We start from the raw sequence: 25,052 nt of genomic DNA on the forward strand, positions 1-25,052 counted from the left end.
ATGGCCTGATGTTCTCGGGTCATGCTCTCCGGCGGACGGTCTGGAAGACCATGGCGTCGGGGATGAGGAGGGAAACGACCGTTCCCTTGCCCTCGCAGGAGCGGATCTGCAGCGAGCCGCCATGCAGCGCCACCAGCGAGCGGGAGATGGCAAGCCCAAGACCCGATCCGCCCTTCGACTTGGCATACTGGCTCTGCACCTGCTCGAAGGGATTGCCGATCTTGCCGAGTGCATTCTTCGGGATGCCGATGCCGGTATCGGCAATGGTCAGCCGGACGGCATCGCCGACCTTGTGTGCCCGAAGCGCGATGCGCCCGCCGTCATTGGTGAATTTTACCGCGTTTGACAGAAGGTTGAGCATGATCTGCTTGATTGCACGCCGGTCAGCCGCCAGCTGCAGGCCAGGCGCCACGCGCTGCTCGACCGTGATGTTCTTTTCCACGGCGGGAATGGCTGTCAGGCGCATGCTTTCCTCGATCAACATGGACAGATCGATGGTCTCGCAACGGATCTTCATCTGGCCCGCTTCGATCTTCGACATGTCGAGGATGTCGTTGATGACGTTCAGGAGGTGCTTACCGCTCTCGTGAATGTCCTTGGCATATTCCTCGTATTTCGGCGAGCCGACCGGGCCGAACATGCGGGCAAGCAGGATTTCCGAGAAGCCGAGAATGGCGTTGAGCGGTGTACGCAGCTCATGGCTCATATTGGCAAGGAATTCCGACTTCGCCTTGTTGGCGGCCTCGGCGCGCTGCTTTTCGGCCAGATACTTCTCGTTGGCATCGGACAGTTCGGTCTTCTGGCGCTCGAGGATCTTCTGCGAGGCAGAGAGGTCGCCGATGGTGGCCATCAGCCTGCGTTCCTGATCGCGCAGCCGTTCCTGGTGACGCTTGAGAAGCGTGATGTCGGTGCCGACAGAGACGAGGCCGCCGTCACGGGTGCGGCGCTCATTGATCTGCAGCCAGCATTCATCGGCAAGCTGGACTTCCGAGGTGCGCGAATTGGTGCCGTCATCGGCATTGGCAATGCGCCGCTGGATGATCGGCTTGGCAGCTGCCGCCAAGACGACGGAGCGTTCGGTACCCGGAACCAGCACGTCGTCCGGGAAGCCATAGACCTTCTGGAAATGGCCGTTCCAGGTAACGAGCTTGTCGTTCTTGTCCCAGAGCACGAAGGCTTCCGACGTGCAGTCGATGGCATCGGCCAGCCGCTGGTCGGCTTCCGCATAGCGCTGGGCGAGGCGATGCTGCTCGGTCACGTCCATGGCAATGCCGATCACATGCGAGCCGCCCGTTGCGGTCGAGATGATCTGGGCACGGGCACGCATCCAGACATAGTGGCCCTGGACATGGCGCATGCGGAACAGCTGGTCGATATGACGCGAGCGGCCGCGATTGAGGGTACGAGCCAGTGAAAACAGGTTGCCGTCATCGGGATGCATGAGCCGGGCTGCTTCAGCAAAGCTCAAGGGTTCGGAGGAGGGGTTGAGGCCGAGCATCTCATACATCGACCGCGACCAGATCAGTTGCCGGCTGACGAGGTCAAAGTCCCACAAGCCGCAGCGACCACGGGTCAGCGCGGTTTCGACGCGCAGATTGGACTCGAGGAAGATGTCGTCCGCCTCGCGCGCCCGCTTCACCTGGTAGAAATAGGCGTAGAGGATGACCAGCAGGATGAGGGAGACGCCGGTGAAGAGGGTGACATTGAGCGAAAGCTCGCGGCGCCAGAATTCATCGACGTCATGGAGCGAATGCGCAACGAGGATGAGCGCGCCATCCGTGCCGACACTGCTGATGACAGCGTAATGCGGGCTGCCGCCGAAATTCGTCTCGACGGCGGTCTTGCCGCCGACATTGGGGATCGTCAGCATTTGCGGCAGAATGGCCGAGAGCATCAGGCCGACCTGGGCCTCGGCACCCGGCGAGGAGGCAAAGACGCGGCCGCTGCCATCAACGAGCAGCACGAAGACGCCCGCATCGGCAATCTCGCGCGGCAGATGGGCCGACAAGGCCTGCTGGGCGCCTGCCCGGTCGCGGTTGGCAAAGAGATCGGCCCGGCCGGAGAGAGACGCGTCGGCGGTTGCCGCAATCAGCGCGGTCTGGAGCCGGACGGCGCCTTCCATGCGATTATACTCGGCAACAATGCCGGCGGTACGGGCCATGGCGACCACGCCGAGAAAGGCGAGAATGAGAACCGGGATCAGCCGGCGCAGCACGGTTTCGACCAGGCTTGGCTGCCGCGTGCTGCTCTCGTGCTTCGGCCGATGCGGCGCCCCCGCCAGTCGCCGCCTCAGATTCTCAAAATGCGTACCCACATCCCAAAAATTGATGCGCAACCGCTCATCGGCTGCGGTAACCCGCCGCGCGTTCAACATCTTCCCGCCTCTGTCCTCGTGTGATTCGACGCGCCGCTCGCGCGAATCTGACCCCAAGGAATCATGGTGGATTCTTCTTGTCCAGACGGGCAGGGTAAAGAAAGTCTTAAGCCCTTAATCGGAATCCGCTTTTTTTGCGGTGCACAGGGCAAGCGGCTGAAACTGATGTAAAATCAGCATGCGCGAAAGCAGCGAAAGGGCCGTTGACACGCAAAAGGCGCCGCTTTTGGCGGCGCCTTGCAGAACGTGCGGAGAGGGGGCTCAGCCCTTGAGAATGCGGTCGACGATGTCACGGACGTCGGCCGAGAGTGTATCGCTGCGCTCGATCGTCATCAGCGCTTCCCGGGCCTTGGCCGCGCGGGCCGGTTCCAGCATGCCAAAGGACCGAAGCGCGGTCAGAAGGCGGGCGGCAAGCTGCGGATTGCGCGGATCGATCGCGAGGATCTGCTCGGCGAAGAAGCTATAGGCAGCGCCGTCCTTGCGGTTGAAGCCCGTCGCATTGCCAAAGGCAAGGCTGCCCACCAGCGAGCGCACCCGGTTCGGATTGCCAGCGTCGAAATGCGGGCTCTCCATCAGGGCGCGAACGCGGTCGAGCGCACCGGCGCCGGGGATGGTCGCCTGGATGGCAAACCACTTGTCGATGACGAGCGGGTTCTCGCGGAACCGCTGTTCGAAGGCGGCAAGTGCCGCTGCCGTTTCGGAGGCCTCGGGGAAACGATGGGCAAGCACGCTGAGCGCCTGGGCAAGGTCCGTCATATTGTCGGCCTTGGCAAAGGCCTCTGCCGCACGCGCCGGGGAGGCTTCTGCGATCGACAGGAAGGTCAGGGCGGCATTCTTCAGGGCGCGGCGACCGGCACTGGTCGCATCCGGCGAAAAGGCGCCGGCTGTCGCGTGGGTGGTGGTGAGCGTTGCAAAGACCGAGGCACCCGCTTTGGCGACGGCCGCAAGCACGGCTTCCCGGCCGGCATGGATGGCATCGGGATCATTGTCGCTGCCGAGTTCACGGGCGATGTCGGACTCGCTCGGCAATGCAAGGGCCTGGGCGCGGAAGGCTGGCTCCAGGGCCTCGTCTGCGGCAACCGCAACGAGGATGTCGATGAGGGCCTGGTCGACGGTGATCGCCGTACCCGCCTGTGCCGCGCGTGCGGCAGAGGTCAGCACCGGCAGCGCCACATCGGTGATGGCCTGCCAGCGGGCAAAATGGTCGCTGTCATGGCGGGCGATATGGGCGAGGTCCGCACTGCTCTGGTCAAAATGCAGGGTGATCGGCGCAGAGAAGCCACGATTGAGCGACACGACCGGACGGGCGCCGATGCCGGAGAAGGTGAAGGTCTGGGCGCGTTCGGTCAGATGCAGAACATCGGCCGTGATCTTGCCGCCTTCGACGGAGGATGGCGTGAGTTCGGCACCATTCTCGCCGAGAAGCGCAAACCGCAGCGGAATGTGCATCGGCTCTTTCGTAGCCTGACCGGGCGTTGCCGGAACCATCTGCTCGAGCGAGAGCGTCAGCGTCTTGGCTGTCGCGTCATAGGCCGAGGAGACGGTGACCTGGGGCGTGCCGGCCTGATGATACCAGAGCGAAAACTGCTTGAGGTCGGTGCCGGTGGCATCCTCGAAGCACTTGACGAAATCCTCGACCGTCGATGCGTCACCGTCGTGGCGTTCGAAATAGAGATCCATGCCCTTCTTGAAGCCGTCGCGCCCGAGAACGGTCGCGATCATCCGGGTCACTTCCGAGCCCTTCTCATAGACGGTCGTCGTGTAGAAGTTGTTGATCTCGCGATACTTGGTCGGGCGGACCGGATGAGCGAGGGGGCCTGCATCTTCCGGGAACTGCTCGGAGCGCAGGTGGCGCACTTCAGCGATCCGCTTGACCGGGCGCGAGCGCATGTCGGCCGAGAATTCGTGGTCGCGATAGACCGTCAGACCTTCCTTCAGGCAGAGCTGGAACCAGTCGCGGCAGGTGATGCGGTTGCCGGTCCAGTTATGGAAATACTCGTGGGCGATGATCGCCTCGATATTCGCATAGTCCTGGTCGGTGGCGGTTTCGGGGTCAGCCAGAACATACTTGTCGTTGAAGACGTTGAGGCCCTTGTTCTCCATGGCCCCCATGTTGAAGTTGGAGACCGCGACGATCATGAAGATATCGAGATCGTATTCGCGACCGAAAACCTCTTCATCCCACTTCATCGAACGCTTCAATGCGTCCATGGCATAGGCCGCACGGGCCTCCTTGCCATGCTCGACATAGATCTTCAGCGTGACTTCCCGCTCCGACATGGTGACGAAGGTGTCTTCGACCACGCCGAGATCGCCCGCGACCAGTGCAAAGAGATAGGACGGCTTCGGATGCGGGTCGAACCAGGCGGCAAAATGCTTGTCCGGGCCAAAGCCGGCACCACCCAGGAAATTGCCGTTGGACAAGAGCAGCGGGTTGGCGGCCTTATCGGCAATGATGTTGATCGTGTAGACGGCAAGCACATCCGGCCGGTCGGGGAAATAGGTGATGCGGCGAAAGCCCTCGGCCTCGCACTGCGTGCAGTAAATGCCGTTGGAGCGATAAAGCCCCATCAACTGCGTATTGGCCTCCGGATTGATCATCGTGACGACGGTGATCTCGAAGGGCGTCGATTCCGGCAGGTCGCGGATGGTGAGGCTCTCGGGCAGGGCCGTATAGCGCGCCGGGTCCATCTCGATCTGGTCGAACAGCAGGCTGGTCATGGTGAGGTCGTCACCATCCAGGACAAGCGGAGCCTTCGGATCGACGCCTTCGCGGCGATGGAAGATCAGGCGCGCTTCCACCTTGGTTTCCGTCGGGTCCAGTTCGAAGGTCAGATCAACCCGTTCCAGAACGAAGTCAGTGGGGCGGTAGTCTGCCAGATGAACGATCCGGCCCGTGTCTGTGCGCATTGTATGTCCTGGTCGCTTCAAGGTGGGCCGCAGTGATGCAGTCTGAGTGAGACTGCCCCGGACCGGGCCAAAATCCACGCGATCATTGCAGCAATTCCTGAACGATTGTTAAAACACAATCGAATTTGCCGATGAGCTTTTCGAAATAATCCGTGGTTTCGTGGTCGCAGATGCGTCATTGGTGCCCTGCCCAAGAATAGTCACGCGTTCAACTTCGCCCGATCGTACGCAAATCTATCCAGCTCTGTCTATTTCAGCTTCAGCTGAGCGCGGATCGTCTCGTCACGCTCCGCCTGCTGGATGATCACACCGGACCAGCCCAGGCCATCGTAATCCTCGTAGCCAAGCGTTTTGGCAAAGGCGACGATTGCGCCGCCCTTGTCATAATAGCTGCCGCGCGGTTCGCTCTTCGGGTTCTGGAGGGGGAAATGGGTGTAGACGCGCTCCGGGCGATTGGACGCGATCACCATATTGCTGCCGTCAAGCAGAAGGACTTCGGTTTTTTCTGCCACCTGCGGCGGCAGATTGGCTTCCTTTTCGACGATGGCCTGGCCCTGGGCCTGCCAGTCGAAATAGACGCCGAGCGTGCCGACCATTGCGCCATCCGACTTTCCGCCGGCCCGGATGCCCGTGGCATAGACCAGCACGTCGCGATCGTCATGCAAGGCGCTGCGCTTGACGGTGTCGACGATGTAGTCGTCTCCGCTCCGGCAACTGCGGGCCGCCTGGAACCAGGGATCGGATGCCAGCGAGAGTTCCTTTAATCGGCGCTGGTAGTGGGGATTGGCCGAAGCGACGACACGGCCGTTCATATCCGTCACCACGAGGTCGAGGTATACGGTGTAGAAGCGATTGATCACGGCAAGACGGCTGGCCAGATGGCTGGACGATTCCACCGAGGGCGTTTCCAGCGCGGACCAAAGGGCGGTATCGGTTGCCCACCAGCGGACGTCGGCGGTGCGCTCGAACAGATTGCGGACGATGAATTGCACCAGCGTCTGGGCAAGATCTGTGAGCCTTGCGCCTTCCATCTCGGTGACCAGGGCATCCGCCATGCTGCGGCTGAGCCCGATACGGCCCAGCACATCCTGCTGGAAACGGTCGGAGATATCGGCGGCCAACTGGGCGAGGCGCTGCACCTCGTTGGCGACGACGGCAAATCCCTTACCCGCTTCTCCGGCCCTGGCCGCCTCGATCAGGGCATTGATGGCCAGAAGCCTGATCTGTCGGACGACCTGGGTATTGTCTGCGCTGAAGACCTCCAGATCAGTTCCGATGCTTTCGGTGACGATCCGCATCGATCTCGGCGTTGCCGGGATGTCCGCCTTTGAAGCGATCTGCAATTGGGTCTGGGTCATATCGTCCCCGTCTTGAAAGCATTTGATGAAATTGGCGGCACGTTGGCCGTTTGGCTAAATTTTTCGCAAAATACGACTGAGGCATTGAAGGGCTGGTTAACGGCAGATGGCCAGAAAACCAGGTTTCTCCGTGCATTTCTGGGTGCATTCGGTTTCATCTCGACTTGTCTGATGACCGGTGAAGTGCAACGGTTCGTCAGGTCAACCGCTGCTGGTTCAAGTGAGTCTGTGCGTTTGCCGCTTCGCCTCTTTTGAATTCCTGACAAGCAGTTGTCCTTTTATGGCATTTCCCGATCAGAACCCGCTTCGCGGCATCCTGCTCAAGGTGTCGTCCATCTTCTTCTTCGTGGGGATGTCGACCTGCATCAAACTCGCCGGCGCGGGTATCCCACCTGGGCAGATCACCTTCCTCCGCTCGGCCTTCGCCATCCTCCCGGTTGTCGCCTATCTCGCCTGGCGCGGTGAGCTGCGGCAGGCAATCCAGACCAACAATCCCCTCGGCCACGTCAAGCGCGGTCTGATTGGTGTCGTGTCCATGGGCGCTGGCTTCTATGGGCTGGTGCAGCTGCCGCTGCCGGATGCGATTGCCATTGGCTATGCCATGCCGCTGATCGCCGTCGTCTTCGCTGCCGTTTTCCTGAAGGAGACCGTCAGGCTCTACCGCTGGACCGCCGTCGTCATCGGCCTTGTCGGGGTTCTGATCATCTCTGTGCCGAAGCTCAGTCTCCTGGGATCCGAGGGGCTTGGATCGGAGGCAGCCGTGGGTGCCATTGCGGTGCTTGTTTCAGCCACGCTGGGGGCGGGTGCCATGCTGCAGGTCCGCCAGCTGGTGCAGGAGGAAAAAACGCCGACCATTGTGCTGTTTTTCTCGGTCCTGGCCGCGTTTCTTTCAACATTGACCTGGTTTTTCGGCTGGGTCACGCTGAGCAATGAGGCGCTGATGCTGCTGGTTCTGGCCGGCTTCTTCGGCGGTGTCGGTCAGATCCTGCTGACCGAGAGCTATCGCTTCGCCGATGTCTCGACCATTGCGCCCTTCGAATACTGCTCGATCATCATCGGCTCATGCGTTGCCTACTGGCTGTTTTCTGAAGTGCCGACGTCGACCACCTTGATCGGCGCTGCCATCGTGGTGTCGGCGGGCATCTTCATCATTTTCCGCGAGCACCAACTTGGCCTTGAGCGCCGCGCCGCGCGCAAGGCTTCAGGGCCGCCGACCTAATCCGAATGGTTCAGTCGTTTTCGCCAGACGCGTCATGCAGAGGCGAAGCGGCATCCGCCCCTTGCATCGAGGGCATGACGGCCTGGAAGTCTGTCTTGTCGGCCATGTTGATGTCGCTTCGACGGCGCGTCATGCGCCATGCCGCATAACCGGCATAGAGGGCAAAGGCTGTGCCGAGGAACCAGATCAGACCATTTGGGCCGAATGCCTGCATCAGAGAGCCCGCCATGATCGGGCCGGTGACGGTCCCAAGGCCATAAAGGATCATGATTGCGCTCGACAGCGTGACATATTCATGCGGCTCGGCGAGATCGTTGGCATGGGCGACATTGAGCGAATAGACAGGATAGAGCACGGCGCCGACGAAGAAGCCAGCGATGTAAATCGCGGTCGGCTGGTTGCTGTCGAAGGCCATCATGGCAAGGCAGGCGCCGACGCCGAACAGGCCGGCGCCAATCATGACCTTACGGCGGTCCATGCGATCGGAGAGCCTGCCGATCGGAACCTGCGAGATGGCACCACCGGCCAGGAAGGCGGCGAGCAGCGTCGCACCTTGTGCCGTATTCATGCCGATATTCTGGGAGTAAACGCCGCCGAGACTGCCCCAGGTGCCGGACAGGGCGCCCGAAAGCAGCGAGCCGAAAAACGCGATCGGCGAGCGGCGCAGCAGCCGCTTGAGATCAAAACGCGCCTCGGCGATCGGGGAGGGCGACTGCGCCGTCGACAAGGCGACAGGCAGCAGAGCCACAGAGAAGATCAACGCGCAGATGATGAAGAGCTCCGGCCCGTTCACGTCACCGAGCGGCACGATATACTGGCCGCCGATCGAGCCGACGAGGCAGGTGACCATGTAGACGGAAAACAGGGCGCCCCGATTTTCGTTTGTCACCCGCTCGTTCAGCCAGCTCTCGATCAGGAGATAGGCACCGGCGATGGCAAAGCCGGAAAGACCGCGGAAAATCATCCAGGCCCACCATTCGACCACAAGCGAGCACAGCAGGATCGACACCGTGAGCAAGGTGACGAGCGCGCCGAAGACCCGCACATGGCCAACGCGACGCACGAAGATCGGCGTGACAATGCAGGACAGGGTGAAGCCGAAGGTATAGCCCGTGGCGATCACCGAGATGATCAGGGTCGACCAGCCTTCCGCCAGCGAGCGGATTGGCAGCATGTAGCCCATCAGCCCGAAGCCCGCCATCATCAGCAGTGTGGAGAGCATCAGGGTTGCGATGGATGCGAGGCTGGATATCATGCTGTCTCCTCAGGCGGCTTGCCGGAGTTTGCCCGGAAAAACGTCGTCATCAAGGGTTGGAATACGACCTGCTACGTTAAAATAACGTCGGGTACCGGGACTGTGGATTGTTTGCAATAATAATGAATTGAAAAGCTGCAGCAATTTCGTTTAGGTTGGCAAAGATCACACTCCATCGCCACGGCAAGGCGCCATGGTCTTCGCGAAAGGTGCTCATGCTGCTTCGGCCACAGAAGCGAGACCGATATCAATGCAACCGGCAGGGTGCCTGCCGGGAAACGCCCGCCCGGTGCCGGCGTTTGCCGGCCTGTGCCTGAGGGGGATCTGATGTCGCTGTCCGTTGCCGAAATTGTCGATCATCCGCACTACCTTTCAAGCCTGCGGGATTATGCCGCGAGCCTGCGTGGACAGTTCGATATGGCGCCACGACTGGCGCGCATGCTGGCGTCGCATCAGCGCTGGCTGCTGAGCCAGGCCGCGCTCGCGCTTGACCTCGAATATGATCCCGGCCAGCCCGGCAGTGGCTTGACCACGACCAATCTGCGCGAAATCGTGACCACGACCGATGCCGCCAGCCGCAACACGGTTCTGAATTATCTCGATCAGCTGTTGAGCTACAAGTTTGTCCGTATAGCCGGTGATCCTGGTCGTCGACCGCGACGCTATGAGGCAACGGAGATCAGCCTCCGTGCCATGTTCCAGTGGCTGATCACCAATCTCAGCCTGCTCGACGAGCTGGATGGCGGCGGCCGCGCACCGCAGGTCATGGGGAAGCCGGAACTCTTTCGCCTGATCCAGCCGCAAATTGCCCATCGGACATGCCATGATCCAGCCTGGCGCAATCCGCCGGCGCGCGTGGCACACTTCCTGTGGACCGAGGCTGGCGGTCTGGTGATGGATGAGCTTGTCTGCCGGGCTATGGAGTTCGAACCATCGATCAGCGGCTATCCGATTGGTCGTCTGGATGCGCGCAGCCTGGCCGAACAGTTCATGATCTCCCGCACCCACCTCCAGCGCCTGTTGCGCCGAGCCGTCGATATCGGTTGCCTCGATCTGGCAGAGGAAGGGCGCGCAAACTACGTGCTGAAGCACGAGTTTCTGGTCGAGTACTGCCGCTGGCAGGCAATCAAATTCTCGATCGTCGACTTTGCCTATGAGGCGGTGTGCGGCCCCGTCCGGCTCGGCCTGCGCGAGCCACCCAGAAGCGCGAAACGCGAGGCCTGACGGTCAGGCCTCTCCGGTCATGCGCCGCCCGAGCGGGAGCTGAAGCCGATCACGTCCAATCTTAGAACTCGATCGGCCGCGAAGTTGGTGTCTCGCCACGCTCAAGCGCGACCTGACGGTGCCGGGCGGCCTGTGAAAGGCCAGCCGAGGCGCTGATGGCGTGCTCGATCTGGCTCATTGCCCGGCGAAGGCTGCGGACGGGATGGAAGGGGAGTGCCATGATGTGCTCCTCTGCTTTCGGTGCATGGATCGTTCGATGGTGATAAATGTTCACGCATGAACTTTTGATGCAATGCACAATGCGGAAGGGCTGATATGCGCGGCCCGCAAGTCGGGCTCGGCCGGTCCTCTCCGACGCCGGGAATTCGACGATGATGAGCCTGTCAGAGGTGGCGGTCGAGGAAGGGGGAGGCGGGGCGAGCGATCCGGCCGATATGCGCGGAGCAGCGGGCTGTCAGTTGCTCAGTCGCGGTCATCCCCGCGCGATGATAAGGGGCATTGACGCGCCCGGCTTCGCCCGCAAGACGCAGCGTCTCGAATTTGCAGTGGATGGGGCGGGTGCGAAGGTTCACGGCGTCGTTCCTTTTGAGGCGTTCCTCCCACACTCCAGGCCAATATCGCAGTGCAGCATGGATTCGGCAAGGTGACGGAATGCGCTTCTGCCATGCGGCCGACGCAGGTCTCCCGTCATCTTGCTGTCAAATTGCCCGTTGCCTAGGCAGTTTCACCCAAAAGTCGCCTCGAAAAGGCGCTGATGTCCATCCAAGCAAGCGCCTTGCTGCTCGGGGCGTTCAGCAACTCCTGCGGATGCAGGGTGGCAATGGCTGGCGCCACATGGCCGCCAGCGCCGATTTCCCGCCATTTTCCACGCAGGGCATGGATGGTGCCGGTCTCGCCGAAAAAGTAGCGCGCGGCAAAATTGCCAAGAACAAGGATCTGTTTCGGCTCGCAGAGCGCGATCTGTCTTTCAATGAAGGGCCGGCAGATTGCGACCTCCGGCTGAGACGGCATGCGGTCGCCGGGCGGACGCCAGGGGATGACGGTGGTGATGTGGACATTGTCGCGCGTCTGGCCAATGGCCAGGAGCATGCGATCGAGCAGCAAGCCGGCACGGCCGGAAAAGGCAGCCCCCTCCCGGTCGTCATCGGCGCTTGGCATCGAGCCGATGATCATGATGCCGGACTGGCCGCCTCCGGCAACGGTGATCGTCGAGCGGGCCGAGGTCTTCAGGTTGCAACTGGCAAAGCTCTCGATTGCGGTCTTCAATTCGGCCAGAGAACGTGCGCTTTCGGCGGCAAAGCGGGCTTCAGCGACCGCATTTTCATCGGGGATGGCGGGCAATGTCGAGCCCTGAGCGGGCTGTGCCCGTGCCGGCTGGCGATCCGGCTGCGACAGGTTGCGCTCTGCCTGGCCTGCAATGGCTGCTCTGGACGGCGCCTGTGCCGATGCGGGCGAGGGGCCACCTGTGACTGCCGGGGCGCGGTTGACCTGCCGTGCCGACTTCTCGGCAGCGAAGGCGGCAATCCGGTCGATCGGATCGTCTTCCAGCAGCCATTCGACGCCCGCATCTGCATGAAAATGCAGAAGCGCTGCCAGTTCGGCGGGCGTCATGTCTCGGGCCTGGATCATGCGCCTGTTCTAAAACCAACCGCCACTGCAAGGCAAATGGAAAGCGACGGCTGGCCTGTGCTCAGGCCACCCACTGGGCGATGTCGTCACGTTCACCGATCAGGGCGAGACCATGAGCGATCGAGACGAGCTCACCGCCGGTCTCGATCCGGTCCTCGGCAAAGCGACGTCGGAAAATGTCGCGCACGGCCGGTACGAAAGACGTACCGCCGGTGAGGAAGACTTTGTCGATGCTGCCGGCCTCCGTGTTGGTCGAGGTGAGGACCTGGTCGAGTGCCTCTTCCATTCTGGCAATGTCGTCTGCGATCCAGCTTTCGAAGGCAGCCCGCGTCACGCGCTTTTCACCGGCCTTGCCGAGAGGGGCAAAGCGGAATTCGGCTTCTTCGGCGGAGGACAATGCCATCTTGGCGGCCGAGACGGCCTGGTAGAGCGGATAACCCTCGTCGTGGTCGATCAGGTCGATGAACAGCTCGAGCTTTTCCGGCTCCATGGCCTGACGCACAAGCGACTTAAGGTCGGTAAATTCTTTCATCGTCTTGAAGACGGACAACTGGTTCCAGCGCGAGAAGGCGAGGAAGTAGTTGCTCGGTACGTCAAGAAGCTTGCCGAAGCTCTTGAACTGGCTGCCCTTGCCGATCTCGGGGGCGACCAGTTGATCAATGATGCGTGCATCGAACTGGTCACCGGCAATGCCGACGCCGGATTGACCGATCGGGGTTGCCTTCAGCTTGCCGCCTTCGGTTTCGAACCGGATCAGCGAAAAGTCGGTCGTGCCGCCGCCGAAGTCGGCAACGAGCACGGTCGCATCCTGCTTCAGCGTGCGGGCAAAATAGAAGGCTGCTGCCACCGGCTCATAGACATAGTGGATCTCTGGAAAACCAAGCCGCGTCAGCGCTTCGTTGTAGCGCGTGGTGGCGAGCGCCGGATCGGCGCTGGCACCGGCGAAATGCACCGGTCTGCCGACAACCAGACGCTTCGCATCCCCCGGCCAGCCATCTGCGGCATAGGCTTCGAGGCGCTTGAGGAAGACTTCCATCAGATCCTCGAACTGGAAGCGCCGTGCATGCACCAGCGTTCCCTGGAACAGGGCCGAGGCGGCAAAGGTCTTGATCGACTGCAGGAAGCGACATTCGCCGGGATTGTCGATGAAGGTCCGGATGGCGGCCTGGCCTGCCTCGACCTTGAGGACGCCGGCACCAAGCTGTGCGTCCTTCATGAAGGAAAGCGCTGTGCGCATGCTATCCGTTGTGCCCGCCGACGAGGTGTAGGAGACCGAGCGCGTTTCATCCTGTTCGCTGGTTACCGACATCACGGTGTTGGTTGTGCCGAAATCCAGTCCGAGCGCCTGTGCCATGGCCGTCGCTTTCTGTCGTCTGACGATGTGAGGTGGGCCGGACGAACCGGCAGAACCGCCGGTCAGGGCCGGCCTTCGAAGAGGGCGCCTGATGCCACAGGGGATCGCGAAGGGCAAGCCTTGGCGGAAGGAATGGCGGCGACCGCAGACAAAAACAGGGCCCGCATTCCGGCGGACCCTGATGATTGCGCGCATGAAAACGGCTGGCTCAGACCTGGCGATAGGCCTTGACCGCGCGCTCCACAGCGGCGCCTGCCGTCTCGGCCGAGCGCTCAGGGGCATTGGCCAGCAGACGGGAAGATTGCTGATCGTCCGGTTTCGCCAGATCATCGAGAAGGCCGGAAACGAGCCGCGACTGGAGCGCATCGACGGCCCGGTCGCGGCCGCGATTCTGTTCGATGGCGACGAGCGATTGCAGCTGTTCGCGAAGCTGTGCCGAGGCGTCGTTGCGCTGCGTTCCGCCAGTATAGGCCGCCAGAGCCGCCGCTTCGATCGCATCGACCGCGGCGCGCCGACGGGACGGCTGCAGTTCGGCTTGGGCATCCGCGACCGGCCTATCGCCGGTGGTCGGCGAGGGGACGACGACAGGTTCGGGCGACAAGGCCTCGGTTTCCGGAGGTGCATCGGAGGCGACGGGGTCTGCTGCCGGCTCATCCGGTGGGGTGCCAGCCTCGTCGACGGCCACGTCATCCGAAGCCGCATTCGCATCGATCGATTCGTCCGCAGCGCTATCCTCGCCAGGGGCGGGGGCAGGGGCGGGCTCCTCGGCAACCGACGCGTCGGCGCTGGTGTCTTCTGCCGGTGAATCGTCCGGGACCACTTCAGATTCCACTGGCGCTGCTTCATCATCTACCGGTGCGGCATCAGGCTCCGCGGGGGCCGGCTCTTCTGGTGGAGCGGTCGCCTCGGGTTCGGTTGAGACTGCTGTTTCGGCCCCGCTGTCCTCGGCGACAGGCGGCTGATAGGTGCCGTCGTCGATGTCGCTCGGGTCCGTATTTGGGCTAGAGCCTGAAGATGGCTCCGCCACCGGCTCCGTTGTTGGCGTCGGTGCTGGCGTGGGATTCGATGGTGGCTTGGTGGATGTGCTGCCGGTTGAGCTCGTCGTGTCGCGCGGCTGACCGGTAAGAATCGGGAGAAGCATCAATCGTAGGTCCAAAAATTAGCATTGGCTTGTGGACATACGCGGAAATTCTTGAGGCACTGTCAGTTTCGATTGCGGGCTTTAAATCAACATCCACTCAAATATTAGGGGTTTCCTTACATCTCGTCATAGGCATGGGCGAGCAGGGTGCGGGACGCCTTTCCCAGATGCGCCTCTTCCGTGGTCGCAATCATCGGCAGGAGATGGCCGATAATCCTACCCTGGACAAACAGTCGGGGCATGAAGATCAGGGGGCGTGATGCGCGCAATGACGCAATCCCGGTCTCATCGCCAGGATCATCGAGGGGTGACGCGTCGAAAAGTGACGGAAACCGGTCATCATGTCCGGCGGGGAGCATATCAAATACCTTCATGGCAAGGAGTGCGAAGGCATGATTACGCCCCCTGTCCTTGCCATGTCGTTGATGCAGTCACTAGAAATTTAGTGATAACTAAATAAACGATCTCGAATTGGATGGTTGCCGAGGCGGCTAACTGCCGCCTGGCTCCGAGCCGCCTTCAGATCGACTTGGCCGCGCCGCCATCCACCCTGAGCATGGTGCCGCTGATGTAACTTGCCGGAACCGAGCACAGGAACGCGGCGGCCGCGCCGAATTCCTCGACCTTGCCAAGACGGCCGGCCGGAATCGACTTGATCGAATTGGCGCGCACGTCCTCGACCGACGTGCCCTGGCGCTTTGCGTTGGCGCCGTCGAGTTCGTCGATGCGGTCGGTATGGATGCGGCCGGGCAAGATCATATTAGCGGTGACGCCGTAGGACGCGACCTCGCTCGACAGTGTCTTGTTCCAGCCGACAAGCGCGCCACGCAGCGTGTTGGAGAGCGCGAGATTGCCGATCGGTTCGAAGACGCCGGAGGAGGCGACGGTCAGAATGCGGCCAAAACCCTGGGTTTTCATCAGGGGCACAAGCGCATTGGTCAAGGTGATCACGCGAACGACCATGGACTGGAAGAAGGTGTAGAGCTTTTCCGCATCCATGTCCTCGACGGTGCCTGGCACCGGTCCGCCGGTGTTGTTCACGAGGATGTCGATACCACCCAGCGTATGGTGCACGGCTGCCAGCATCTGGTCGACGAAATGGGCATCGGCGAGATCGGCAACAACATAGTCTGCCTTGCCGCCTGAGGCCCGGATCTCTTCGACATTGGTTTTCAGTTTCGCTTCAGTCCGGCCGCAGATCAGCACATGCACGCCTTCTGCTGCAAGCGCCTTGGCGATGCCGAGGCCGAGGCCGCGCGAGGCAGCGAGCACGAGCGCGCGTTTTCCGGAGATGCCGAGATCCATGGGTTACGTCCTTCCTGATGAAATAAGTATCAGGCGAAACTAGCAAGGAGCGGCGCGGCGGGGAAGGGGCAAAGGCAAGCTCAGGACGCGACCTGTTCCAGAAGAACCGGCTGACGCTGCTGGCCGCGGATCGGCTCGGGCCGGCCATGCAGATAACCCTGGAAGCGGACGGCACCCGCGATCCGTGAACACGTATGCTGTTCCTCGGTTTCGATGCCTTCGGCAACCACGATCATGTCGAGTTCCTTGGCAATCTCGCCAATCGCCGTAACGAAGATCTGGGCGATCTTGTCGGTCTCGAGGCGCTGCGTGTAGCTCTTGTCGATCTTGATGAAATCGACCGGCAGGTCGCGCAGCAGAGCAAAGGAATTGTTGCCGGTGCCGAAGTCGTCGAGCGCGATCTTGAAGCCCATCTCGCGCAATTCCTTCAGGGCGCGCTGGACGGCAGGGGTCGCGCTCAGGACCACGGTTTCGGTGATCTCAAGGGTGAACTGGCTGGCCTCGCAACCGCTTTCGCGCAGCACGCGGCGGAACATCTCGACCATGCCGTCATTCTTGAATTGCGCACCGGAGACGTTGACGGAAAAGCGCGGATAGCCGCTCGCCCGCAAGTCGCGACAGGCGCGCTTGAACACCCACTCGCCGAGCCGGTGGATCATTTCCGATTTTTCGGCGACGCGGACGAACTTATCCGGCGGCACATAACCACGTCCACGGTTGCGCCAGCGCAGCAGGGCCTCTGCCGAGCAAATGTCGCCATTCAGGTCGATAATCGGCTGGTAATGCAGTTCGAGCTGATCGAGCAGCAGCGCGGCATGCAGATCGTGGGCGATCTGACGCTCTTCCGCTTCCTCATGCTCCATGTCGCGATGGTAGAAGGTGATCTTACCACGGCCGTTGCGCTTGCCCGCATAAAGGGCGACATCGGCCTTGTGCATCAGATCCTGCGAGCGTGCGGCATCCTGGGGTGCGCTGGCGACGCCAATCGAAATCCCCTGGAAGCCGCGAGCCTTGTCGTTGTTACGCAGGAGGGCGGAGAGCCGTTCTGCAAAGCGGCGGGCTTCCTGGTCCAGCAGACGCGGATCGCTCCCCGGCACGAGAATGGCGAATTCGTCACCACCGAGGCGACCGACGATCCAGTTCTGGTCTTCGCGGGCGCACTGGCCAAGCATGCGCAGCACTTCGTCGCCATTGGCGTGACCGAAGGTGTCGTTGATCATCTTGAAGTGGTCGACATCGAGGAGGAGCATGGTGACTTCCTCGTAAGCACGACCGGCTTCCTTCGCAGCCTCAATGTCTGCAAGCTTGTTGTTGAGGATTTCCATGAAGCGGCGGCGGTTCCAGCAGCCGGTCATTTCGTCCACATTGGCGCGGCGCTCGACCCGTCGGGTCCGCGTGCTCAGCACACGCCACACGGCCGAGACCGGGCCGAGATGCGAAATCAGGGCGATGCTGGCGGCCGCACTGCCGACCGCTGCGGCCATCATCAGCTGTCTGACAAATTCTTCCGTCGGAGGCGTCATGATGAGCGCGACCAGGGCGAGAAGGGCAGCCATCCCGGAGGAACCAACAGCGGTCAAGAAGGCGACCCGAACGGTTCTGAGAAGGTTGAGAATTTCGCGCAAGGTGTCACCCGATCATGTTTCAGGTCCGGGCGAACGGCGCAAATACCGTGCAGGACCGACTGCTGCTCACGTTAGCGCAACCTTAGGCAAGCCCCGTTTAGGACAGGTTAATGGAGTAAGTTGTTTCGTAAGGCCAACTATCCGGAAAAGCGTGATTTTTGCTCGTTTTAGGTGTTCCGGGATGCGGCTTTCGCGGTGCGGTGAAGTTTGGGTTGCGCAAGACACCCGGCCTTGCAGTGCAGAAAGTCGCCAAAAGCCCGGCAACGCAGGCGCTCGCGACCTATTGCTAGCTTGGTTTCGTCAATTGGCGTCACCTGTCTGACAGATTGTGCTGAATGTCACAGTCTGACGGCCGTGTTGGCGGTGCCATGACCGCGCTTCTCCGCCTGTCCGTCTCAAAGCTCGGCGGGAAAGCCCGGCGCGCGCAGGTCTGTGCCGGTCGCGTCCTCCAGGAGCTTCACGACCTGCGACGACCAGGCATCGCCGCCATAAGCGGCGCGTGCACGGATGAAGGTCTGCAGTGCATGGGAGGCGAGGTCGAGGGGCACGCCGAACTCGCGGCCAAAGCCCAGCGCGAAGCCCAGATCCTTGACGGCGAGGTCCATGGTGAAATTGATGTTGTAGCTGCCGTTCAGGATCACCTGGCCCTCGGTCTCGTGCACGAAACTGTTGCCGGAGGAGGCCTTGATGATGTTGAAGGCATCGGTGAGGTCTATGCCGCCCTTCTTCGCGAGCATCAGGGCTTCGCCGGTGGCGATCAGGTGGATGAAGGCCAGCATGTTGGTGATCACCTTGATCACCGCCGCCTTGCCGAGCGGGCCAGCGCGAAAGATCTGTTTGCCCATGGCCTGGAAGGCGGGCAGATGCAGGTCGTAAAGATCGCTGTCGCCGCCGATGATCACGGTGATTTCGCCTGACGCTGCCAGATGCACGCCGCCGGTGACCGGGGATTCGAGCATGCGGATGCCAGCGTCTGCGGCGATCTTGCCCAGCCGCAAGACTTCCTGCTCATCGAGCGTGCTCATTTCGATCCAGGTCGAACCGGGCTTCAGCCCCTTCAGAATGCCGCGCTCTCCGGTGAGCACGCGCTCGCTGATCTTGGGCGAGGGCAGGCAGGTGATGACGGCATCGACGGCTTCCGCCACGGCTTGCGGGTCGGCCGCGAACCGGGCGCCGGCCGCAACCAGCTCTTCGGCATTCTTGGGATCGAGGTCGTTGACGACGACACTAAAGCCTGCCCGCACGAGGCTGCCGGCCAGATGGCGGCCGAGATGACCAAGCCCGATGAAACCATATGTCAGTGCCATGTCGCGTTCCCCTGCTGACGTTTTGGCAGAGACTGCGACAAAGCGCGCAGACGTTCAAAGGCAGATTTTGACGTGCGACGGGATTTGGCGCGAAGAGAACAGGCAGACGCGACTTTTCCGGGGTTATGCGGGAAATCCGGAAATGCGCTTCAGAACGGGACCTTGCCCGGATTGAACAGGCCCTGCGGATCGAGCAGGGCCTTGATCTGCCGCGCAAGCAGCCGTTTCGCGGCTGGCACATGTTCTTCATAGGCATCGCGTTTCTCGAGGCCGACGCCGTGTTCGGCGGAAAAACTGCCGCCGCGTGCAGTCACGCCTGCATAGACCACGTGTTCAACTGCGTGCTTGATCTCGGTCGGCAGAGGGCCGGCTGTGGCAAGGGCGATATGCAGGTTTCCATCCGCCACATGGCCGTACACATAGGCATCGTAACCGCTGCCGATCTGGCGCAGCCCTCCAAGAAGACCGGCCACATAGTCGTCGAGCTCGGATGGCGGCACCGAGATGTCGAAGGAGGGGGCGTTTGGGAACTCGCCGAAATAGAAGCCGGAATCCTCACGCAGGTCCCAGAAGCGGCGCGCCTGTTCGGAGGATTGGGCCAGGATGCCGCCGCGCAGACCGGCGGGCTCCCAGAGTTCGGCCAGCGCCTCTTCCAGCGCAAGTGTGGCTCTCTCCTGCGTCTCGGCCGAGACCTCGACCAAGAGCATGGCGGCACCTTCGTCGAGCCAGTCGAGGTCGAAGGCCTTCAGCGCCGCGTGATCCTGGACATACCGAGGCCACATCATTTCCGCCGCTTCGAGTGTAACGCCGCCAAGCTGGTTCAGATGCGCTGCGACTGAGAGCGCCGAGGCGGCGTCCACGACGCCGAGAAGGGCGGTCGCCCTGTGCGGCCGCAGGCGTTCGACGGTCATGACCACGCGTGTGACGAAGCCGAAGGCACCTTCGCCGCCAATGAAGAGTTGTTTCAGATCCGGTCCGGCCGAGACCTTCACCACCCGCGTCATGTCGGAGAAGATCTCGCCAGAGGGGAGCACGGCTTCCAGACCGAGGATCTGGTGGCGCATGACGCCATTACGGAAGGCGAGAATGCCGCCGGCATTGGTGGCCAGCATGCCGCCGATCGTGGCGCTGCCGCGTGAGCCGAGATCGATGCCCGTGGTAAGGCCGTGCGGGCGAAGTGCGGCCTGCAAAGCTTCGAGCGTCACTCCCGCCTCGACTTCGACGGTCGATTCGTCGGGTCTGATGGCGAGGATGGAGTTCAGCCGCGCAGAAGACAGGATTACCTCTCCCGCCCGGCTGACCCCACCGCCGACCAGTCCACTCGATCCGCCCTGAGGCACGATGGCGACCCGATTCTCTCGGCACCAGGCAATCAGCGCCGCTGCCGCCTCTGTGCTGGCCGGTTGTGCCATGACGCCTGCGCCGAGATTGTGTTCATGTTCGCCCGGATGTCGCCCGGCCAGTGCCTCGGGTCCAAGAACGCGCAAGTCGGCATGAAGGCCGGTGAGAGCCTCGGTCAGGGCGGCGGGGGTATAATCGATCATGGTCTTTCGCTTCCGGCGGCAAATGTCACGCACTCACTTGCGGGGCAACCGACCGGTTGGCAAGTTCGTTTTGCCCTAAACCTGTTCTGAGGGATCGGACGAAGAGACGTTGGCAAGCGGCAAGGACGCAGCCGTAAAATCGTCGCATTGACGCTTACGTGCACGTAAGATATTCTTGAAACTCATATGACCGTGCCGGAATTTGCGTCGCCCAGCGTCGCGCTTCGGCTCGACAATCGGGTTGGGTTTTGTCAAGGAGGAGGGCGGACGGGACCGCCTGATAAGGAAATGACCATGAGCACCGAAATGGAACTGCCGGAACGCGAAAGCATGGAATTCGACGTGGTGATCGTCGGCGCAGGGCCTGCGGGCCTGTCTGCCGCGATCCGGTTGAAACAGGTCAATCCGGACCTGACGGTGGTCGTGCTTGAAAAGGGCGCAGAAGTTGGCGCGCATATCCTCTCCGGCGCCGTGGTTGATCCCATCGGCATTGACCGCCTCATCCCGGGCTGGCGTGAGGAAGCCGATCATCCGTTCAAGACGGAAGTGAAGGACGACCAGTTCCTCTTCCTCGGGCCTGCCGGCTCGGTGCGCCTGCCGAACTTTGCCATGCCGCCGCTGATGAGCAATCACGGCAATTACATCGTCTCGCTCGGCAATGTCTGTCGCTGGCTGGGTGCTCATGCCGAAGCGCTGGGTGTCGAGATCTATCCGGGCTTCGCCGCCGCCGAAGTGCTCTACAATGACCAGGGTGCCGTGATCGGTGTCGCGACCGGCGACATGGGCATCGAGAAGAACGGCGAGCCGGGTCCGAACTTCACCCGCGGCATGGAACTGCTGGGCAAATACGTGCTGATCGGCGAAGGCGTGCGCGGGTCGCTTGCCAAGCAGTTGATCGCCAAGTTCGATCTCTCCCGCGACAGCGACGTGCAGAAATTTGGCATCGGCATCAAGGAGCTCTGGCAGGTCAAGCCCGAGCATCACAAGCAGGGCCTGGTGCAGCACTCCTTCGGCTGGCCGCTCGGCATGAAGACTGGCGGCGGTTCCTTCCTCTACCACCTCGAAGACAACATGGTGGCAGTCGGTTTCGTCGTGCACCTGAACTACAAGAACCCCTATCTCTATCCGTTCGAGGAATTCCAGCGCTTCAAGACCCATCCGGCCATCCGCGACACCTTCGAGGGCGGCAAGCGTCTGTCCTATGGCGCTCGTGCGATCACCGAGGGTGGATACCAGTCGGTGCCGAAGCTTTCCTTCCCGGGCGGCGCGCTGATCGGCTGTTCCGCCGGTCTCGTCAACGTGCCGCGCATCAAGGGCAGCCACAACGCGGTGCTCTCCGGCATGTTGGCAGCCGACAAGATTGCCGAAGCGATTGCTGCTGGTCGCGCCAATGACGAGCCGATCGAGATCGAAAACGAATGGCGCTCGACCGACATCGGCAAGGACCTGAAGCGCGTGCGCAACGTCAAGCCGCTCTGGTCGAAGCTCGGTACGGCGCTCGGCGTCGCGCTCGGCGGTCTCGACATGTGGACCAACCAGCTCTTCGGCTTCTCCTTCTTCGGCACGCTGAAGCACGGCAAGACTGACGCCCAGTCGCTGGAGCCGGCGGCCAAGCACAAGCCGATCGCCTATCCGAAGCCGGATGGCGTTTTGACCTTCGACCGCCTGTCTTCGGTTTTCCTGTCCAACACCAACCACGAGGAAGACCAGCCTGTCCATCTGAAGGTGAAGGACATGGACCTGCAGAAGCGGTCCGAGCTTGGCATCTATGCCGGCCCGTCGACCCGCTACTGTCCGGCCGGCGTCTATGAATGGGTGGAAAAGGAGGGCGAAGAAACCTTCGTCATCAACGCGCAGAACTGCGTCCACTGCAAGACCTGCGATATCAAGGACCCGAACCAGAACATCAACTGGGTGCCGCCACAAGGCGGCGAAGGGCCGGTTTATCCGAACATGTAAATGTTCGGGAGACCGGGCCGCACGGACCGCCGCTGCGATATCGCCGGCGAAGGGCCGGTTTATCCGAACATGTAAATGTTCGGGAGGCCGGGCCGCACGGACCGCCGCTGCGACATCGCCGGCGAAGGGCCGGTTTATCCGAACATGGGAGTGAGCAGGGCGGTCGAGAGGCCGCCCTTTCCATTTTGGGATCTGCTTGTGCATTTGCCGACAGATCTCTGCATCCGGTTCCGGGTGCGAACAGGATCACGATTTCGCCATCAAGTTTAACAAGCGCCTGCTGATTTAACCGGTCATTAACCATAAATTTCCTAGGCTCCTCAGTAGAAGAATCATCTCCGAGGACCTTCAATCCATGACCATTTCGCGCCGAGGCCTCCTGATCGGCCTGCCGCTTCTCCTGGCCGGTTGCCAATCCATGCCGAACCAGCAGGCTCTCTATGGCGATCTGCCAGATGAGCCCTTTCCACTGAAGAAGGTGCCGCTGGAGAAGATCAAGCCGGAACTGCGTCGTCAGGAAGTGGCCTATGAAACGGTCCATCCAGCTGGCACGGTCGTGGTCGATACGCCCGCCCGCCGGCTCTACTACGTCCTCGGCAATGGCCGGGCCATGCGGTATGGCATCGGCGTCGGCCGCGCCGGGCTTGCCCTGGCCGGCAATGCCTATGTCGGTCGCAAGGCCGAATGGCCGACCTGGACGCCGACGCCGAACATGATCCGACGCGATCCGGAAAAGAACCGGAAATACGCAGGCGGCATGCCGGGCGGCGCAAACAATCCGCTGGGTGCCCGCGCCATGTATCTCTATCGCGGCGGCAACGACACCATGTTCCGCATCCACGGCACCAACCAGCCCTGGTCGATCGGACAGGCCATGTCGTCCGGTTGCGTGCGCATGATGAACCATGACGTCATCGATCTGCATGCTCGCGTCCCGGTTGGAACGAAGGTCATCGTTCTGCAGGCTTGACCTGGCGAACTGCGGCCATCGATCACGGTCCCGGCATCTGGCTGCGTTGGGTTATCAACACGCCGTGAGCCTCTCGCTCGCGCCGGTCACGTTGCCGCGAAGCTCCTTTTCCCCGCCCAACTTCGCCCCATTTCCTCATCACTGAAACTCAGACCGCCGACGGAACGTCACGTAAGTGTTGACGCAGTGTCGACCGATCTTGGCCGCCCGCAGCCTTGGCGCTGCGCGCGGCCTGACATATCAGGGAACAGACATGAACGGGTCTCCGGGCATGTCGGAATTTGCGAGAAGGATAAGGCATGGCTGACGACAGGAACTCCACGACCACGCAAGTCGGCGGTTGCCAGATCGAGGCAACGCTGCAGCTTCTGGACGGCAAATGGAAGGGAGTCATCCTCCACAATCTGCTGAAGGACGAGGTGCTGCGTTTCAACGAACTGGCCAAGCGCATGTCGAGCATTACGCACCGCATGCTGTCCAAGCAGCTGCGTGAAATGGAACTCGCCGGCCTCGTGGCCCGCACTGTCTATCCGGTTGTGCCGCCGAGGGTGGAATATGCGTTGACACCACTCGGCCGCAGCCTTCAGCCGGTCATTCTCGCACTCGGGCGCTGGGGGCAGGAAAATCTCGTATCCGTTGAAGGCTCGGCCCTGAAACCCAACACCAAGCCGCTCGGCAGTGCTGCCATCATGCGCTCTGCCGCATGATGGCGCCAAGTGCGCCGGCCCGGCAAGGTCTGGCGGTTGCCGGCAGCTGACGTCAGCTCGGAAAGCCTTCGAGAACCAGCTTGCCGCGTGCCCGACCGCTCTCGATCAGGGCATGCGCCTTCCTCAGGTTTTCCGCCGTGATCTGCCCGACGACCGTGTCGAGCGTGGTTCGGATCTTCCCCTCGTCGATCAGGCCAGCCACGTGGTTCAGCAATTTGTGCTGCTCGATCATGTCAGGCGTTTCGAACATCGGACGCGAGAACATCATCTCCCAATGCAGCGAGACCGCCTTGCCTTTGAAGGCCATGATGTCGAAGCCTTCCGGGAAGTCGTCAATCAGGCAGATCCGTCCGGCCGGGGCAATGATCTCGGCGAGGTCGAGGCGGTGCTGGCTGCTGTGCGTCACGGAGAAGATGAAGCCGGGCGCCCCGATACCAAGAGCCGCATATTCAGGCGCCAGCGGCTTGCTGTGGTCGATCACGTGGTCCGCGCCGAGTGATTTTGCCCAGGCAGCGGTTTCCGGCCGGGATGCCGTCGCGATGACGGAAAGATTTGTCAGTGTCTTGACCAGTTGGATCGCGATCGAACCGACGCCCCCGGCTCCGCCGGTGATCAGAATTGCGGGCGCAGCGCCAACGACCGGCTGATCGACGCGGATGCGATGGAAGAGTGCCTCATAGGCGGTGATCGCCGTCAGGGGCAGGGCGGCGGCTTCGGCAAAGCCAAGGCTCTTCGGCTTGCTGCCAACAATTCGTTCATCGACCAGATGATACTCGGCATTGGTTCCCGGGCGCCCGATCGCTCCGGCATAGTAGACTTCGTCACCGGGCTTGAAGAGGGTCACATCCGGGCCGACGGCCTTCACCACTCCGGCCGCATCATAACCGAGGATCCGTGTGTCTCCAGGTGCCGGCTGATGATTGCGTCGCACCTTGGTATCGACCGGGTTCACCGATACCGCCCTGATCTCCACCAGAAGATCCCGGCCGCTTGCCTGGGGCATGGCGATATCGAGATCGACAAGAGCAGTCTCCGAGGTGATGGGCTGGGGTGTGTAAAATCCGATGGCGCGCATGCGGGTCTCCTGTCTCGCGTTTACAACGCTGCCCATTAAGGACATAGAATTGCATATCGCAAGAATGCACATTTTGTGTCTGTAGGCACAGAACTG

Annotated in this window: 21 protein-coding genes; 6 read left to right on the plus strand and 15 right to left on the minus strand. The window is 61.7% G+C overall.

The window, feature by feature from the left end; all coding sequences use genetic code 11:
• Positions 1-19: 19 nt before the first annotated feature.
• The 3 genes from ACSV9I_RS08300 to ACSV9I_RS08310 form a co-directional block, all read right to left on the minus strand.
• Positions 20-2,374, minus strand: coding sequence for a PAS domain-containing sensor histidine kinase (locus ACSV9I_RS08300; protein ID WP_438328321.1), 2,355 nt, complete (start codon positions 2,372-2,374; stop codon positions 20-22).
• A gap of 261 nt (positions 2,375-2,635) precedes the next feature.
• Entirely contained in the window at positions 2,636-5,284 is a 2,649-nt protein-coding gene (gene pepN / locus ACSV9I_RS08305; protein WP_438328322.1) for an aminopeptidase N, read from the minus strand.
• 248 nt (positions 5,285-5,532) lie between these two features.
• A complete protein-coding gene (locus tag ACSV9I_RS08310; protein ID WP_438328324.1) occupies positions 5,533-6,642 on the minus strand; it encodes a methyl-accepting chemotaxis protein in 1,110 nt (369 codons plus the stop codon).
• A 280-nt stretch (positions 6,643-6,922) separates the two neighbouring features.
• On the opposite strand from ACSV9I_RS08310, the gene ACSV9I_RS08315 reads away from it, so the two are divergent.
• Positions 6,923-7,861, plus strand: a complete 939-nt coding sequence (locus tag ACSV9I_RS08315) for a DMT family transporter (protein WP_438328325.1) — start codon at positions 6,923-6,925, stop codon at positions 7,859-7,861.
• Positions 7,862-7,871: 10 nt separating this feature from the next.
• On the opposite strand, the gene ACSV9I_RS08320 is transcribed toward ACSV9I_RS08315, so the two are convergent.
• Complete coding sequence (locus ACSV9I_RS08320) at positions 7,872-9,116, minus strand: MFS transporter (RefSeq protein WP_438328327.1); 1,245 nt, start codon at positions 9,114-9,116, stop codon at positions 7,872-7,874.
• A gap of 327 nt (positions 9,117-9,443) precedes the next feature.
• Here ACSV9I_RS08320 and ACSV9I_RS08325 point away from each other — a divergent pair, with 327 nt between their 5' ends.
• On the plus strand, positions 9,444-10,340 hold the full coding sequence (locus ACSV9I_RS08325; protein WP_054160457.1) for a hypothetical protein: 897 nt from the start codon (positions 9,444-9,446) through the stop codon (positions 10,338-10,340).
• A 61-nt stretch (positions 10,341-10,401) separates the two neighbouring features.
• On the opposite strand, the gene ACSV9I_RS08330 is transcribed toward ACSV9I_RS08325, so the two are convergent.
• The 5 genes from ACSV9I_RS08330 to ACSV9I_RS08350 all read right to left on the minus strand — a co-directional run bounded on the left by ACSV9I_RS08330 (position 10,402) and on the right by ACSV9I_RS08350 (position 14,143).
• Positions 10,402-10,560, minus strand: a complete 159-nt coding sequence (locus ACSV9I_RS08330) for a hypothetical protein (RefSeq protein ID WP_438328329.1) — start codon at positions 10,558-10,560, stop codon at positions 10,402-10,404.
• A 163-nt stretch (positions 10,561-10,723) separates the two neighbouring features.
• Positions 10,724-10,912 carry a hypothetical protein gene (locus tag ACSV9I_RS08335; protein WP_438328330.1) on the minus strand — a complete coding sequence of 63 codons (189 nt, stop codon included), beginning with the start codon at positions 10,910-10,912 and terminating at the stop codon, positions 10,724-10,726.
• Between the two features lie 142 nt (positions 10,913-11,054).
• Positions 11,055-11,969 (minus strand): uracil-DNA glycosylase, encoded by a 915-nt coding sequence (locus tag ACSV9I_RS08340; protein WP_438328331.1) that lies wholly within the window; start codon positions 11,967-11,969, stop codon positions 11,055-11,057.
• 61 nt (positions 11,970-12,030) lie between these two features.
• Entirely contained in the window at positions 12,031-13,323 is a 1,293-nt protein-coding gene (locus tag ACSV9I_RS08345) for an Hsp70 family protein (RefSeq protein WP_438328332.1), read from the minus strand.
• A 208-nt stretch (positions 13,324-13,531) separates the two neighbouring features.
• The gene (locus ACSV9I_RS08350) at positions 13,532-14,143 is read right to left on the minus strand and encodes a hypothetical protein (RefSeq protein ID WP_438328333.1); all 612 of its coding nucleotides are present in this window, start codon (positions 14,141-14,143) and stop codon (positions 13,532-13,534) included.
• A 157-nt stretch (positions 14,144-14,300) separates the two neighbouring features.
• Here ACSV9I_RS08350 and ACSV9I_RS08355 point away from each other — a divergent pair, with 157 nt between their 5' ends.
• Positions 14,301-14,441, plus strand: a complete 141-nt coding sequence (locus ACSV9I_RS08355) for a hypothetical protein (RefSeq protein WP_438328335.1) — start codon at positions 14,301-14,303, stop codon at positions 14,439-14,441.
• Between the two features lie 139 nt (positions 14,442-14,580).
• Here ACSV9I_RS08355 and ACSV9I_RS08360 read toward each other — a convergent pair whose 3' ends face one another.
• From ACSV9I_RS08360 to ACSV9I_RS08380, 5 genes are all read right to left on the minus strand, one after another.
• Positions 14,581-14,838 (minus strand): hypothetical protein, encoded by a 258-nt coding sequence (locus ACSV9I_RS08360; protein ID WP_156318697.1) that lies wholly within the window; start codon positions 14,836-14,838, stop codon positions 14,581-14,583.
• Between the two features lie 145 nt (positions 14,839-14,983).
• Entirely contained in the window at positions 14,984-15,769 is a 786-nt protein-coding gene (locus ACSV9I_RS08365; RefSeq protein ID WP_438328336.1) for an SDR family oxidoreductase, read from the minus strand.
• An 80-nt stretch (positions 15,770-15,849) separates the two neighbouring features.
• Positions 15,850-17,394, minus strand: a complete 1,545-nt coding sequence (locus ACSV9I_RS08370; RefSeq protein WP_054160465.1) for a putative bifunctional diguanylate cyclase/phosphodiesterase — start codon at positions 17,392-17,394, stop codon at positions 15,850-15,852.
• A gap of 395 nt (positions 17,395-17,789) precedes the next feature.
• Positions 17,790-18,701 (minus strand): NAD(P)-dependent oxidoreductase, encoded by a 912-nt coding sequence (locus tag ACSV9I_RS08375; protein ID WP_438328337.1) that lies wholly within the window; start codon positions 18,699-18,701, stop codon positions 17,790-17,792.
• Between the two features lie 149 nt (positions 18,702-18,850).
• Positions 18,851-20,245 (minus strand): FAD-binding oxidoreductase, encoded by a 1,395-nt coding sequence (locus tag ACSV9I_RS08380; protein ID WP_438328338.1) that lies wholly within the window; start codon positions 20,243-20,245, stop codon positions 18,851-18,853.
• A gap of 294 nt (positions 20,246-20,539) precedes the next feature.
• On the opposite strand from ACSV9I_RS08380, the gene ACSV9I_RS08385 reads away from it, so the two are divergent.
• The 3 genes from ACSV9I_RS08385 (at position 20,540) to ACSV9I_RS08395 (ending at position 23,881) form a co-directional block, all read left to right on the plus strand.
• Positions 20,540-22,204: an electron transfer flavoprotein-ubiquinone oxidoreductase gene (locus ACSV9I_RS08385; protein ID WP_438328339.1), complete on the plus strand. Its 1,665-nt coding sequence runs from the start codon at positions 20,540-20,542 to the stop codon at positions 22,202-22,204.
• Positions 22,205-22,559: 355 nt separating this feature from the next.
• Positions 22,560-23,174, plus strand: coding sequence for a L,D-transpeptidase (locus tag ACSV9I_RS08390; RefSeq protein ID WP_438328340.1), 615 nt, complete (start codon positions 22,560-22,562; stop codon positions 23,172-23,174).
• Positions 23,175-23,473: 299 nt separating this feature from the next.
• The gene (locus tag ACSV9I_RS08395; protein ID WP_438328341.1) at positions 23,474-23,881 is read left to right on the plus strand and encodes a winged helix-turn-helix transcriptional regulator; all 408 of its coding nucleotides are present in this window, start codon (positions 23,474-23,476) and stop codon (positions 23,879-23,881) included.
• A gap of 52 nt (positions 23,882-23,933) precedes the next feature.
• Here ACSV9I_RS08395 and ACSV9I_RS08400 read toward each other — a convergent pair whose 3' ends face one another.
• Positions 23,934-24,956, minus strand: a complete 1,023-nt coding sequence (locus ACSV9I_RS08400; RefSeq protein WP_438328342.1) for a zinc-binding alcohol dehydrogenase family protein — start codon at positions 24,954-24,956, stop codon at positions 23,934-23,936.
• Between the last annotated feature and the right edge of the window lie 96 nt (positions 24,957-25,052).

The sequence above is a fragment of the Rhizobium sp. G187 genome (genome assembly GCF_051549525.1).
Lineage (GTDB): Bacteria > Pseudomonadota > Alphaproteobacteria > Rhizobiales > Rhizobiaceae > Allorhizobium.

Bases quoted from the DNA above. Each gene is read 5' to 3' on its own strand.
- ACSV9I_RS08300 (WP_438328321.1), bottom strand. From the start codon at position 2,374: ATGTTGAACGCGCGGCGGGTTACCGCAGCCGATGAGCGGTTGCGCATC.
- pepN (WP_438328322.1), bottom strand. From the start codon at position 5,284: ATGCGCACAGACACGGGCCGGATCGTTCATCTGGCAGACTACCGCCCC.
- ACSV9I_RS08310 (WP_438328324.1), bottom strand. From the start codon at position 6,642: ATGACCCAGACCCAATTGCAGATCGCTTCAAAGGCGGACATCCCGGCA.
- ACSV9I_RS08315 (WP_438328325.1), top strand. From the start codon at position 6,923: ATGGCATTTCCCGATCAGAACCCGCTTCGCGGCATCCTGCTCAAGGTG.
- ACSV9I_RS08320 (WP_438328327.1), bottom strand. From the start codon at position 9,116: ATGATATCCAGCCTCGCATCCATCGCAACCCTGATGCTCTCCACACTG.
- ACSV9I_RS08325 (WP_054160457.1), top strand. From the start codon at position 9,444: ATGTCGCTGTCCGTTGCCGAAATTGTCGATCATCCGCACTACCTTTCA.
- ACSV9I_RS08330 (WP_438328329.1), bottom strand. From the start codon at position 10,560: ATGGCACTCCCCTTCCATCCCGTCCGCAGCCTTCGCCGGGCAATGAGC.
- ACSV9I_RS08340 (WP_438328331.1), bottom strand. From the start codon at position 11,969: ATGATCCAGGCCCGAGACATGACGCCCGCCGAACTGGCAGCGCTTCTG.
- ACSV9I_RS08345 (WP_438328332.1), bottom strand. From the start codon at position 13,323: ATGGCACAGGCGCTCGGACTGGATTTCGGCACAACCAACACCGTGATG.
- ACSV9I_RS08355 (WP_438328335.1), top strand. From the start codon at position 14,301: ATGTCGCTCGGGTCCGTATTTGGGCTAGAGCCTGAAGATGGCTCCGCC.
- ACSV9I_RS08360 (WP_156318697.1), bottom strand. From the start codon at position 14,838: ATGAAGGTATTTGATATGCTCCCCGCCGGACATGATGACCGGTTTCCG.
- ACSV9I_RS08365 (WP_438328336.1), bottom strand. From the start codon at position 15,769: ATGGATCTCGGCATCTCCGGAAAACGCGCGCTCGTGCTCGCTGCCTCG.
- ACSV9I_RS08375 (WP_438328337.1), bottom strand. From the start codon at position 18,701: ATGGCACTGACATATGGTTTCATCGGGCTTGGTCATCTCGGCCGCCAT.
- ACSV9I_RS08380 (WP_438328338.1), bottom strand. From the start codon at position 20,245: ATGATCGATTATACCCCCGCCGCCCTGACCGAGGCTCTCACCGGCCTT.
- ACSV9I_RS08385 (WP_438328339.1), top strand. From the start codon at position 20,540: ATGAGCACCGAAATGGAACTGCCGGAACGCGAAAGCATGGAATTCGAC.
- ACSV9I_RS08390 (WP_438328340.1), top strand. From the start codon at position 22,560: ATGACCATTTCGCGCCGAGGCCTCCTGATCGGCCTGCCGCTTCTCCTG.
- ACSV9I_RS08395 (WP_438328341.1), top strand. From the start codon at position 23,474: ATGGCTGACGACAGGAACTCCACGACCACGCAAGTCGGCGGTTGCCAG.
- ACSV9I_RS08400 (WP_438328342.1), bottom strand. From the start codon at position 24,956: ATGCGCGCCATCGGATTTTACACACCCCAGCCCATCACCTCGGAGACT.